This window comes from Actinomadura formosensis (assembly GCF_050948385.1).
GTDB classification, from domain to species: domain Bacteria; phylum Actinomycetota; class Actinomycetes; order Streptosporangiales; family Streptosporangiaceae; genus Spirillospora; species Spirillospora formosensis.
Map to the genome: position 1 here is coordinate 5,133,880 of NZ_CP192011.1, position 12,621 is coordinate 5,146,500.

General features: G+C 70.3%; 10 protein-coding genes. 4 read left to right on the top strand and 6 right to left on the bottom strand.

The annotated features are described in order from the left end of the window. Positions 1-34: 34 nt before the first annotated feature. The 4 genes from clpX to tig all read right to left on the bottom strand — a co-directional run bounded on the left by clpX (position 35) and on the right by tig (position 4,495). Positions 35-1,309: an ATP-dependent Clp protease ATP-binding subunit ClpX gene (clpX, locus tag ACQP1N_RS24210; protein WP_067794130.1), complete on the bottom strand. Its 1,275-nt coding sequence runs from the start codon at positions 1,307-1,309 to the stop codon at positions 35-37. A gap of 172 nt (positions 1,310-1,481) precedes the next feature. After that, complete coding sequence (locus ACQP1N_RS24215) at positions 1,482-2,165, bottom strand: ATP-dependent Clp protease proteolytic subunit (protein ID WP_067794131.1); 684 nt, start codon at positions 2,163-2,165, stop codon at positions 1,482-1,484. A gap of 28 nt (positions 2,166-2,193) precedes the next feature. Further along, entirely contained in the window at positions 2,194-2,826 is a 633-nt protein-coding gene (locus ACQP1N_RS24220; protein WP_084262514.1) for a ClpP family protease, read from the bottom strand. Between the two features lie 208 nt (positions 2,827-3,034). Continuing rightward, positions 3,035-4,495, bottom strand: a complete 1,461-nt coding sequence (gene tig, locus ACQP1N_RS24225) for a trigger factor (protein ID WP_067794132.1) — start codon at positions 4,493-4,495, stop codon at positions 3,035-3,037. A gap of 225 nt (positions 4,496-4,720) precedes the next feature. On the opposite strand from tig, the gene ACQP1N_RS24230 reads away from it, so the two are divergent. Further along, complete coding sequence (locus tag ACQP1N_RS24230) at positions 4,721-5,860, top strand: hypothetical protein (protein ID WP_433226796.1); 1,140 nt, start codon at positions 4,721-4,723, stop codon at positions 5,858-5,860. A gap of 85 nt (positions 5,861-5,945) precedes the next feature. On the opposite strand, the gene ACQP1N_RS24235 is transcribed toward ACQP1N_RS24230, so the two are convergent. Together ACQP1N_RS24235 and ACQP1N_RS24240 are read right to left on the bottom strand one after the other, a co-directional pair. Then, positions 5,946-8,423 carry a Tex family protein gene (locus tag ACQP1N_RS24235; protein ID WP_433226798.1) on the bottom strand — a complete coding sequence of 826 codons (2,478 nt, stop codon included), beginning with the start codon at positions 8,421-8,423 and terminating at the stop codon, positions 5,946-5,948. Between the two features lie 246 nt (positions 8,424-8,669). After that, positions 8,670-9,086, bottom strand: a complete 417-nt coding sequence (locus ACQP1N_RS24240) for a cupin domain-containing protein (RefSeq protein WP_067794135.1) — start codon at positions 9,084-9,086, stop codon at positions 8,670-8,672. Positions 9,087-9,146: 60 nt separating this feature from the next. On the opposite strand from ACQP1N_RS24240, the gene ACQP1N_RS24245 reads away from it, so the two are divergent. The 3 genes from ACQP1N_RS24245 (at position 9,147) to ACQP1N_RS24255 (ending at position 12,467) form a co-directional block, all read left to right on the top strand. After that, a complete protein-coding gene (locus tag ACQP1N_RS24245) occupies positions 9,147-9,617 on the top strand; it encodes a MarR family winged helix-turn-helix transcriptional regulator (RefSeq protein WP_067794136.1) in 471 nt (156 codons plus the stop codon). A gap of 204 nt (positions 9,618-9,821) precedes the next feature. Beyond that, a complete protein-coding gene (locus tag ACQP1N_RS24250) occupies positions 9,822-11,657 on the top strand; it encodes a glycosyl hydrolase family 18 protein (protein ID WP_433226801.1) in 1,836 nt (611 codons plus the stop codon). Positions 11,658-11,789: 132 nt separating this feature from the next. Then, the gene (locus ACQP1N_RS24255; RefSeq protein WP_433226803.1) at positions 11,790-12,467 is read left to right on the top strand and encodes an HAD family hydrolase; all 678 of its coding nucleotides are present in this window, start codon (positions 11,790-11,792) and stop codon (positions 12,465-12,467) included. Positions 12,468-12,621: the final 154 nt, after the last annotated feature.

Consider the following 12,621-nt stretch of genomic DNA (forward strand, 5'->3'; position numbering starts at 1 on the left):
CCCCGGCCGAGGCGGCCGGGGGCGTTCCCCGTGTTTACGCGCTCTTCTCCCGCGGTTCGCGCTTGGGGCGGTCCCGCGGGACGAGCGTCGGGTTGACGTGCTCCAGGACGGCCTCGCGGGTGATGACGACGCGGGCGACGTCCTGGCGGCTCGGGACCTCGTACATCACCGAGAGGAGGACCTCCTCCATGATGGCGCGCAGGCCGCGGGCCCCGGTGCCGCGCAGGATGGCCTGGTCGGCGATCGCCTCCAGCGCGTCGTCGGTGAACTCCAGGTCGACCCCGTCGAGTTCGAAGAGGCGGTGGTACTGGCGGACCAGCGCGTTCTTCGGCTCGGTGAGGATGTTGATGAGGGCGTCGCGGTCCAGGTTGTGCACGGACGTGATCACCGGGAGCCGGCCGATGAACTCGGGGATCATCCCGAACTTCAGCAGGTCCTCGGGCATCACGTCGCCGAGCACGGCGGACGACTCCTCGAAGTCGGACTTGGAGCGGATCTGCGCACCGAAGCCCATGCCCTGCTTGCCGACCCGGGACTCGACGATCTTCTCCAGCCCGGCGAACGCGCCGCCGCAGATGAACAGCACGTTGGTGGTGTCGATCTGGATGAACTCCTGGTGCGGGTGCTTGCGGCCGCCCTGCGGCGGGACGCTCGCGGTGGTGCCCTCCAGGATCTTCAGCAGGGCCTGCTGGACGCCCTCTCCGGAGACGTCCCGGGTGATCGACGGGTTCTCGCTCTTGCGGGCGACCTTGTCGACCTCGTCGATGTAGATGATCCCGGTCTCGGCCTTCTTGACATCGTAGTCGGCCGCCTGGATCAGTTTGAGGAGGATGTTCTCGACGTCCTCCCCGACGTATCCCGCCTCCGTCAGCGCCGTGGCGTCCGCGATGGCGAACGGGACGTTGAGGAGTTTGGCGAGCGTCTGCGCGAGCAGCGTCTTGCCGGATCCGGTCGGGCCGAGCAGCAGGATGTTCGACTTGCCGATCTCGACCGGGTCGTCCCGGCCCGTGTCGCCCGACTGGATCCGCTTGTAGTGGTTGTAGACGGCGACGGACAGCGCCTTCTTCGCCGTGTCCTGCCCGATGACGTAGGAGTCGAGGAACTCGTAGATCTCCCGCGGCTTGGGCAGGTTGTCCCACTTGAGGTCGGAGGTCTCGGAGAGCTCCTCCTCGATGATCTCGTTACAGAGATCGATGCACTCGTCGCAGATGTACACGCCCGGACCCGCGATGAGCTTCTTGACCTGCTTCTGGCTCTTCCCGCAGAACGAGCACTTGAGCAGATCACCACCGTCGCCGATGCGTGCCACCCAACCGTCTCCTTTTCGTGGGGCCGCCCGCCTTGGAGGATGCGGCGCAGCTCAGTTGCGTCCCGAAGGCTCTCGACGTTGGACTCGACGTTACCGCCTCCAACGGACTTGGAAAGCCCCTCGCCCGGAAGTGTGGCGTCCGGGCTTGGGACTCCCGCGTCCTCGTGCCGTCTCAGGACGACACTACCTCGGCCTTCCGCTTCCTGCTGGCGAAGACGTCGTCGATGAGACCGTAAGCCTTCGCCTCGTCCGCCGTGAGGATCTTGTCGCGCTCGATGTCGCGGCGGACCTGGTCGATGCTCCTGCCGCTGTGCTCGGCCAGGATCGTCTCCAGCAGCTCGCGGATCCGCATGATCTCGCGGGCCTGGATCTCGATGTCGCTGGACTGGCCGTAGGTGCCCTCGGTCGCGGGCTGGTGGATCAGCATCCGCGCGTTGGGCAGCGCCGCCCGCTTGCCCGGCGTGCCGGCGGCGAGCAGCACGGCCGCGGCGGACGCCGCCTGGCCGATGCACACCGTCTGGATGTCGGGCTTGACGAACTGCATCGTGTCGTAGATCGCCGTCATGGCGGTGAAGGAGCCGCCGGGCGAGTTGATGTAGATGCTGATGTCACGGTCCGGGTCGATGGACTCCAGCGTGATCAGCTGGGCCATGACGTCGTTGGCGGACGCGTCGTCGATCTGCACGCCGAGGAAGATGATGCGCTCCTCGAACAGCTTGTTGTACGGGTTCATCTCCTTGACCCCGTACGTGGTGCGCTCGACGAACGACGGAATGATGTAGCGGTTGTCGACCGGCATCGGACCGGCGCCCGGTCGGACGATATCGGTGAAACCGGGTCGAATCAGGTCGCTCATGGTTGTGCCTCCGATGAGTATTCAGGCGTCAGGAGACGGGGCCCTCGGAGGGCACCTGGTTGGCGCTGAGCACCACGTGGTCGACGAACCCGTAGTCCTTGGCCTCGTCGGCGGTGAACCAGCGGTCGCGGTCGGAGTCGCGCTCGATCTGGTCGAGCTCCTGGCCGGTGTGCTCGGCGATCTTCTCGGCGAGCGTCCGCTTCACGTAGAGCATCTGCTCGGCCTGGATCTTGATGTCGGAGGCCGTGCCGCCGATGCCGCCGGACGGCTGGTGCATCATGATGCGCGCGTGCGGCAGGGCGTAGCGCTTGCCCTGGGCGCCCGCGCACAGCAGGAACTGCCCCATCGACGCGGCGAGCCCCATGCCCACCGTGACGATGTCGTTCGGGACGTACTGCATGATGTCGTAGATCGCCATGCCGGCGGTGACCGAGCCGCCTGGCGAGTTGATGTAGAGCGTGATGTCACGGCGGCCGTCCTCGGCCGACAGCAGCAGGAGCTCGGCGCAGATGCGGTTCGCGATGTCGTCGTCGACCTGCTGGCCGAGGAAGACGATGCGTTCGCGCAGCAGCCGCTGGAACAGCTGGTCGCCCAGAGGCAACAGGGGCGCCTCGGCGACCCGCGCCTGGATCCGCGACGACTCGTCGAAAGTCGGAGGCATGCTCACCGGGTGTTCCTCCGGTCCTTTTTAATCGGTTCGGATGATTGGACATTAACGCGCTCGCGGGCCCGCTTAAGCCCGGGGGGCCGCCTTTTCGCCAGGGGCGTACCCGGCCGGCGCCCCCGCAGCCCTGATCCGTTCCGCTCATGGCAGAACGCCCCGCACCCGGGGACGGGTGCGGGGCGTTCTCGATGCGCCGGAGGACGGCTCAGGCGTCCTTGTCCTTCGCGTCCTTCTCCTCGGCCGGTTCCGCGGCGGGAGTCTCCTCAGCGGCGGCCTCAGCGGTCTCCGCGGGGGTCTCCTCGGCCTCGGCCTCGGTCTCCTCCTCGGCCTGGGCGGTCTCGCCGTTCAGCTCGCGCTGCACGGCGGCGAGGTCGATCTCGTTGCCCGACTCGTCCTTGACGGTGACGTGCTCGACGACGAGGTTCAGCGCCTTGCTGCGCAGCACCTCCGAGACGACCGCCGGAAGCTGGTTGTTCTGCGTCAGGTACTCGGCGAGCTGCTGCGGCTGCACGCCCATCTGCATGGCCTGCGTGACGACGTACTCGCTGAGTTCCTCGTTCTCGACGCTCAGCTCCTCCTGGACGGCGAGCTGGTCGAGCACGAAGCCGCCCTTGACCGCGAGCCGGGCCGCGTCGGCGACCTCGGTGTCGAACTCCTCCTCGGACTTCTCCTCGTCGGAGAGGTAGTCCTCCTTGGTCATGCCGGCCATCTGGAGCTGCTGCTCCAGCTGCTGGTTGCGGCGGCTGATCTCCTCTTCCACGACCTTCTCGGGAAGCGGGATGTCGACCTTCTCCAGCAGGGCCTCAAGGGCCTTGTCGCGCGCCTCGGACAGCTGCTGCAGCCTCACCTGCCGGCCGAGCCGGGTGCGGACGTCGTCGCGCAGCTCGCCGATCGTGTCGAACTCGCTGGCGAGCTGGGCGAACTCGTCGTCCAGCTCGGGCAGGTTCTTGACCTTGACGCTCTGCACGGTGACGGTGATCTCGGCCTCCTCGCCGGCGTGCTCGCCGCCGGGCAGGGTGCCGGTGAACGTCTTGTCCTCGCCGGCGGACAGGCCGATGAGCGCCTCGTCCAGGCCCTCGATCGCCGACTTGCTGCCGACCTCGTAGGAGTAGCCGGTCGTGGACGCGTCCTCGACCTCCTCGCCGTCGATCTCGGCGGCCAGGTCGACGGTGGCGAAGTCGCCCTCCTCGACGGCGCGCTCGGCGGTGGTGAGGGACGCGAACCGCTCGCGCAGGTTGCCGATGGTCTCCTCGACCTGCTCGTCGGTGACCTCGGCGGCCTCGACGACGACCTCAAGGCCGTCGTAGTCGGGCACCTCGAACTTCGGCCGGATGTCCACCTCGGCGGTGAACGCGAACTGGGTGCCGTCCTCCAGCTCGGTCACCTCGACGTCGGGCTGCCCGAGCACGAAGATCTCGGACTCCTCGACGGCGCGGCCGTACAGCTCCGGAAGCGCGTCGTTGACGGCCTCCTGCAGGACCGCACCCCGGCCGACGTACTTGTCGATCAGCGGGGCGGGGACCTTGCCGGGCCGGAAGCCCTTGATCCGCACCTGCTGCGAGATCTCCTTGTACGCCTTGTCGAGGTTCGGCTTGAGCTCGTCGAACGGAACCTCGACGGTGAGCTTGACCCTCGTGGGGGTCAGCTCCTCGACATCGGTCTTCACTGGGGTTGGTCTCCTTGATCGGGCGCTGTGTCGGCCGCGGCGTTCGACGCGTGCTCAGTCAGGGGCGCGGGCACGCCGAAGAAGGGCTCCGCGCCTTCGCGCGCCAAGTCTATGGGGTCGCGGCCCCGGCTGCGGACATAGGAGGCTCACAAGGCCGGCGAATCCGCGTCAACACTCCTGCACACGGAGTGACATGAGGAGCCGGAAGCCCCATACTCGTCCGGGATGAACGGGATAGCCGCGGCTTTCAGTGCGACCGGTCTCTACTACCTCGGGTTCGCCGTCTTCAAGCTGGCGGCGGACCGGATGCCCCCGGTACGAGGCAGCCGCATCCCGCACCTGGCGTGGACGACCGCCGGCAACTGGATCTTCCTGATCGCGCTCGGCCTCGTGCTCGGCGGGCTCGGCCTGCAGATCCTCGCGCTGGGCAGGCTGCCGCTCTCCACCGCCGTGCCGATCTTCATGTCGGGCATGGTGCCGCTGCTGGTGATCGCGCTGGTGTTCTTCGGGGAGCGGCTCACCCCGCGCGAGTGGCTGAGCCTGGTGCTGATCGGCGCGGCGATCCTGCTGCTGACCGCGTCGCTGAGCGGGGACGAGCCGATCGGCTCGGCGGACGCGCCGCTGTGGAAGATCGTGGTCGTGGCCGCCCCGGCGGTCGCGGTGCCGGTGCTGATCTTCGTTCTCGGCGACCACCGGCCGGACGGCCGGCACGCCCGCCCCGTCACCGGCATCGCCTACGGGCTCGGTTCGGGTTTCCCGGTCGGCACCGCCGAACTGGCGATCAAGGGGTGGAGCGACGACCCCGGCGCCACCAGCCTGAAGATCGCCGCGACGCCGTGGCCGTACCTGACCGTCCTCGCGGCGGCCGCCGGTTTCGGGATCATGGTGATGGCGTTCCAGCGCTGCCGGGTGTCGATCGTGTCGACGGTCATGACGGTGAGCGCCAAGTCCTACCTGCTGACCATGGGCACGTTCCTGTACGGGGAGCCCTGGCCGCAGGACCCGGCGCACTCCGCGATGCGGCTGGGCGCGCTGATGCTGGGGGCGATCGCCGTCCTGCAGTTCCCCCAGCACCGGCCGGTCGCGCAGGAGCCCCAGGCCGCGTCCCGCGAGGACGTGCACGCCGCGCGTGACCCGTTCGGCGACCCGGCGATCGGCGGTCCGGTACTGGGCGGTCCGGTACCGGGCGGCCCCCGGCTCGGGCAGGCGCAGGTGCCGCCCCGGCGTTCCTCGCTCGCACGCGGGCCGCTGGGGCGGGAGGGCGGGCACGACCGCCGGGACGGGACGCCGCCGCGCCGTCCCGTCCGCCCGCAGAGCCCCACCGAGACCGGATCGGACGGACGCTGGCGCGGCTTCAGCGACTGATCATCGCGCCGGGGCGCGGGGCGCCCCCGCGCCGCCACGGCGCGAGGACCCCCGGCCTCCGGTCAGAGGCCGGGGATCGTCCGTCTCAGCGGCCCTTGCGGTCCTTGCCGGGCAGACCTTTGTCGAGGCCCGCGCGGCGGAGGGCGTCGGCCATGGCGCCGCCGCCCGAGAAGCCGCCGCCCTGGCCGCCACCACCCTGACCACCGCGGCCCTGGCCGCCACGGCTCTGGCCACCACGGGCCTGACCGCCGCGGCCGGCGGCGCGCTGGTTCTGGCCGCCGCGGTTCGGGCGTCCGTCACGGTCGCGCTGCTCGCCGCGCCGCCCGCCGCCCTGCTGCCGCCCGCCGCCCGGCTCGTCGTCCAGACGCAGCGTGAGCGAGATGCGCTTGCGCTGGAGGTCGACGTCCAGGACCTTGACGCGGACGATGTCGCCGGGCTTGGCGACGTCGCGCGGGTCCTGCACGAACTTGTCCGACATGGCGGAGATGTGGACGAGGCCGTCCTGGTGGACGCCGACGTCCACGAACGCGCCGAACGCGGCGGCGTTGGTGACGACGCCCTCCAGGATCATCCCGGGCTCGAGGTCGGCGATCTTGTTGACGCCCTCCTTGAACGTGGCGGTCCGGAACGCCGGGCGCGGGTCGCGGCCGGGCTTCTCCAGCTCGGCGAGGATGTCGGTGACGGTCGGCAGCCCGAAGGTGTCGTCGACGAAGTCCACCGGCTTCAGGGAGCGCAGGACGGCGGTGTTGCCGATGAGCCCCTTGATGTCGTTGCCGGCCGCGTCCAGGATGCGGCGCACGACCGGGTACGCCTCCGGGTGCACGCTGGAGGCGTCCAGCGGGTCGTCGCCGCCGGGGATGCGCAGGAAGCCGGCGCACTGCTCGAACGCCTTCGGGCCGAGCCGCGGGACGCCCCTGAGCCCGGCGCGGTCGCGGAACGGGCCGTTGGCGTCGCGGTGCGCGATGATGTTCTCCGCGAGGCCCTCGCCGATGCCGGACACGCGGGTGAGCAGCGGCACGGACGCGGTGTTGACGTCCACGCCGACGGCGTTCACGCAGTCCTCGACGACGGCGTCCAGGGAGCGGGACAGCTTCACCTCGGACACGTCGTGCTGGTACTGGCCGACGCCGATCGACTTGGGGTCGATCTTGACCAGCTCGGCGAGCGGGTCCTGGAGGCGGCGGGCGATGGAGACGGCGCCGCGCAGCGACACGTCCATGCCGGGCAGCTCGCGTCCCGCGTACTCCGACGCCGAGTACACCGACGCGCCCGCCTCCGACACCATGATCTTGGTGAGCCCGAGGTCGGGGTGCCGGGCGATCAGGTCGGCGGCGAGCTTGTCGGTCTCGCGCGAGGCGGTCCCGTTGCCGATCGAGACCAGGTCGACCTTGTGCTCGCGGGCGAGGCGGGCGAGCGTCTCGATCGACTCGTCCCACTTGCGGCGCGGTTCGTGGGGGTAGATCGTGTCGGTGGCGACGACCTTGCCGGTGGCGTCCACGACGGCGACCTTCACGCCGGTCCGCAGGCCCGGGTCGAGGCCCATGGTGGCGCGGGTCCCGGCGGGCGCGGCGAGCAGGAGGTCGCGCAGGTTGGCGGCGAACACGCGGACCGCCTCGTCCTCGGCCTCCTGCCGCAGCCGGGTGCGCAGGTCGATGCCGAGGTGGACGAGGATCCGGGTGCGCCAGGCCCAGCGGACCGTGTCCGACAGCCACCTGTCGGCCGGACGGCCCTGGTCGGCAACCTGGAACCGGCGCGCGATCTCCACCTCGTAGGAGCTGCGCGCGGCCGGGTCGTCGCCGGCCTCCTCCGGCTCCAGGTCGAGGTCGAGGACCTCTTCCTTCTCGCCCCGGAACAGCGCGAGGACGCGGTGCGAGGGCAGTTTCGCCAGCGGCTCGGAGAACTCGAAGTAGTCGGAGAACTTGGCGCCGGCCTCCTCCTTGCCCTCCCGGACCCGCGAGACCATGCGTCCCCGGGTCCACATGCGCTCGCGCAGCGCGCCGATGAGGTCGGCGTCCTCGGCGAAGCGCTCGACGAGGACGGCGCGGGCGCCCTCCAGCGCGGCGGCCGCGTCCGCGACGCCCTTCTCGGCGTCCACGTAGCCGGCGGCCTCGGCCTGCGGGTCGCGGGACGGGTCGTCCAGCAGCAGGTCGGCGAGCGGTTCGAGTCCGGCCTCCCGGGCGATCTGCGCCTTGGTGCGCCGCTTCGGCTTGTACGGGAGGTAGATGTCCTCCAGCCGCGCCTTGGAGTCGGCCTGCATGATGCGGGCCCTGAGCTCGTCGGTGAGCTTGCCCTGCGACTCGATCGACTCCAGGATCGCGGCGCGGCGCTCGTCCAGTTCGCGCAGGTAGCGCAGCCGCTCCTCCACCGCGCGGAGCTGCGCGTCGTCGAGCGCTCCGGTCACCTCCTTGCGGTAGCGGGCGATGAACGGGACGGTCGCCCCGCCGTCGAGCAGGTCCACCGCGACCCGGACCTGGCCCTCGCGGACGCCGATCTCGTCGGCGATGCGCTGGGTGATGGGCGGCGTGTCCTGCCCGGCGGACGTCTGGTTGATGGTCGCTGTCACAGCTTGGATTCGCTTTCTCCCCTGAGTGTCGCCAGAGCATTGTCCAGGCAATGGCCCCGCTTGTCTCCTCACCACCTGAACGAAGCTCACGAGGGTAGAGGTAACTCCACCCGGTCGTCACCGAGAAGGCGATCGGCAAGCACACCAACAGCATCTTCGGCAAGCTGGGGCTGCCGCCGTCCGGGGACGACAACCGGCGGGTGCCGGCCGTCCTCGCCTATCTCGGCGTCTGATCCCCCTTCCCGGTCACCTGGCCCAGGGCGGAACGATGCGCTCGTCCCCCTGGGGCGCGAGGTCGCACTTGTCCGGGTCGATGATCGCGTCCGGGTCGTAGGCGAGGCAGCCGGCGTGGGCTGCGACGACGGCGGTGAACCCGGTGCCCGCGGTGGTCATCTGGCGCGGCCGGCCGGCGGGCAGGACGACGGTGTCGCCGGCGCTCGCCTCCAGTTCGCGGCCGTCCAGGTCGATGGTCGCGGTGCCGTCCAGGAACGTCCACACCTGCTCGGTGTCGAAGGCGTGCAGCGGGCCGGTCTTGCCCGGCGCCATGTCGACGCGCCACACGGCGAGACCCTCGGTGCCGCCCTGGGTGGGCGTGGCGAACGTCGTCATGACGCCGTTCGGCGTCTCGGTACGGCGGCTGTCGGCGTTGCGGATGAGCGTCATGGCCCCGATCCCCTAACTTAGACAAAGTGGTTGTCCATATAGTCAACGAGGTTGTCTTTCATGTCAAGCGACACCCCCGGGTTCGAGCTGCCGCTGCGGCTCTTCCTCGCCTTCCGCGTGATCATCGACGAGCTGCACGCCGAACTGGCCCGCGAAGGGCATCCCGGCCTGCGCCCGATGCACGGCTTCGTCTTCCAGGCCATCGGGCCGGACGGCACGACGGCCGTGGAGCTCGGCCGCCGGCTCGGGGTGTCCAAGCAGGCCGCGGGCAAGATGATCGAGTCGCTGGAGCGGGCCGGGTACGTCGAGCGCGGCGCCGATCCGCGGGACGCCCGGCGCAAGATCGTCCGGCTGACCACGCGCGGGACGGACTCGCTGGCCCGGTCCGCGCAGATCTTCGACCGGATCCGGGACGACTGGGTCCAGGCGCTGGGCGCCGATCGCGTCCGGGCCCTGGAGGACGACCTGCGCCGGATGACGCCCGCCGACCTGTGGCGGCTCGACATGCCCGGCTGGTTCGGGACGGCCTGAACCTCCCGCGGAAACCTTCTCCCGGGACGGCGACCGTACGGGTCCAGGCAGGCGCTCAGACCACCCGCGGCGGGGTTCACGGGCTCACCGCAAGCCCTTGAACACGCCGTTCCGCCCGGTTACCATCCTTCCAATTCTTAGGAAACTTTCCTAAGAATTGAGCGGGGATTCCTGTTTGCTCGGGGGCCGGACGAACGGAGAATCATGTCAGGACCGGGCGGACGGCGGGCCATCGCGCTCGCCGGCGCAGCAACACTGGCGGTGGCCACCGCCCTGCTCACGGCGCCGCCGGCGTCGTCGGCGGGGACCGTCACCGCCACCTGTAAGAAGAGTTCCGACTGGGGCACCGGCTTCGAGGGAAGCTGCACCATCACCAACGGGACCGGCTCGGCCGTCAACGGCTGGAAACTCGAAGCGGACATGCCGTCCGGAACGTCCATCGGGAGCATGTGGGACGCCGCCAAGGCCGTCTCCGGGAACCACTACACCTTCACCAATGCGAACTGGAACGGCACGATCGCCGCGGGCGCCAGCGCCAGCTTCGGGTTCGGCGGCACCGGCTCCGGCTGGTTCACCGGCTGCACGATCAACGGTGCGCCCTGCGACGGGTCGGGTGCCCCCGGCGACGACACGCAGGCTCCCACCGCCCCGTCCGGCCTCACGTCCACCGGCAAGACCGCCACGAGCGTGTCGCTGTCGTGGAACGCGGCGACCGACAACGTCGGTGTCACCGGCTACGACGTCTACAACGGCGGCACCAAGGCGACGTCGGTGACCGGCACCGGCGCCACCATCGGCGGGCTGTCCGCCAAGACCGCCTACACCTTCACCGTCAAGGCGAAGGACGCCGCCGGGAACACCTCCCCGGCGTCCAACAGCGTGTCGGTCACCACCGACGACGGCACCGGCGGCGGGGACCCCGGCTCCGGCGGCAAGGTCATCGGCTACTTCGCCGAATGGGGCGTCTACCAGCGGAACTACCACGTCAAGAACATCGAGACGAGCGGCTCCGCCGGCAAGCTGACCCACATCAACTACTCGTTCGGCAACGTCACCGGCGGCAAGTGCGCCGTAGGCGACGGCTTCGCCGCCTACGACAAGGCCTACACCGCCGACCAGAGCGTCGACGGCGTCGCCGACAACTGGGACCAGCCGCTGCGCGGCAACTTCAACCAGCTGCGCAAGCTGAAGAAGCTGCACCCGAACCTGAAGGTGCTGTGGTCGTTCGGCGGCTGGACGTGGTCCGGCGGCTTCGGCGAGGCCGCGCAGAACCCGGCCGCGTTCGCCGAGTCCTGCTACAACCTGGTCGAGGACCCCCGCTGGGCGGACGTGTTCGACGGCATCGACATCGACTGGGAGTACCCGAACGCCTGCGGCCTCACCTGCGACACCAGCGGACCGGACGCGTTCAGGAGGCTCATGTCCGCGCTCCGGGCCAAGTTCGGGTCGGGCAACCTCGTCACGACCGCGATCGCCGCCGACGCCGCCGACGGCGGGAAGATCGACGCGACCGACTACGCGGGCGCCGCCCAGTACGTCGACTGGTACAACCCCATGACCTACGACTACTTCGGCGCCTGGAACGCCCAGGGACCGACGGCGCCGCACTCGCCGCTCACGTCCTACCCGGGCATCCCGCAAGCCGGGTTCGACTCGGCCGACACGATCGCCAAGCTCAAGGCCAAGGGCGTCCCGGCGGGCAAGCTGCTGCTCGGCATCGGCTTCTACGGCCGCGGCTGGACGGGCGTCACCCAGTCCGAACCCGGCGGCACCGCGACCGGCGCCGCGCCCGGCACCTACGAGGCCGGTGTCGAGGACTACAAGGTCCTCAAGGGCAAGTGCCCCGCCACCGGCACCGTCGCCGGTACCGCCTACGCCAAGTGCGGCAGCGAATGGTGGAGCTACGACACCCCGTCCACCATCCGCGGGAAGATGGCCTTCGCCAAGGACCAGGGCCTGGCGGGCGCCTTCTTCTGGGAGCTCAGCGGCGACACCCCGGACGGTGAGCTGATCACCGCGATGCGCGGCGGTCTCGGCTGACCGCATGAGCGGTCTCGGCCGGGCTGTTCGCAGGAAGGGACTCCCCCAGCCCCTCAGACGGCCGAGACATCGGGCCCCTGACCAACCGGACGCCGGTCAGGGGCCCGTCCATTCTCCCGGCACAATGGGCCCGTGCTGACGACGGTGCTGTTCGACCTCGACGGGACGCTCCTCGACCACGAAGGGGCCGCGGGCGAGGCGATCGTCCGGTCGTTCCCGGACGCGGACGCGGGGTGGCTCGTCCGGCGCTGGATGGAGCTGACCGAGGAGGCCGTCGACCGGTACCTGGCGGGCGACCTGGACTTCACCGCCCAGCGCCGCAGCCGGATCGTCCGGCTCGCCCGGGAACTGGGCCTCGGAACGTGGGGCGACGCCCGCGCCGACGCGTGGCTTTCGGAGTATGTGGCGCTCTATGAGGCGGCGTGGCGTCCGTTTCCCGATGTCAGGGCCGCACTGGACGTCCTGGCGGGACGCGGCCTGCGGCTCGGGGTGATCACGAACGGGGACGCCGCGCAGCAGCGGGCGAAGGTCGAAGGGCTGGGCCTCGCGGACCTGCTGCCCTATGTCGTGGCGTCCAGCGAGGCGGGCTCCGCCAAGCCGGCCGCCGGAATCTTCCGGACGGCCTGCGCGGGCCTCGGCGTCCCGCCCGGCGAGGCCGCCTACGTCGGCGACCGCCTCGTCACCGACGCCCGGGGCGCCGCCGCCGCGGGGCTGAGGGGCATATGGCTCGACCGTTCCGGCGATCCTCCGCCCGACCTGGAGGTCACCCGCATCACGTCCCTGACCGCCCTTCCCGGGCTCCTCGGCTGATCACCGGAAATTCATGTGCCGTCACGCGAGGTGCGGGATAGCGTGATCTGTGATGGACATTCACGAGGTGGGACGGCGAGCTAGCCGCGCCGGGCTGGGGAACGGGCAGTCGTGCCCGGCCCGGCTCGGCGGTGTGCGCCGTCATCCCATCGAC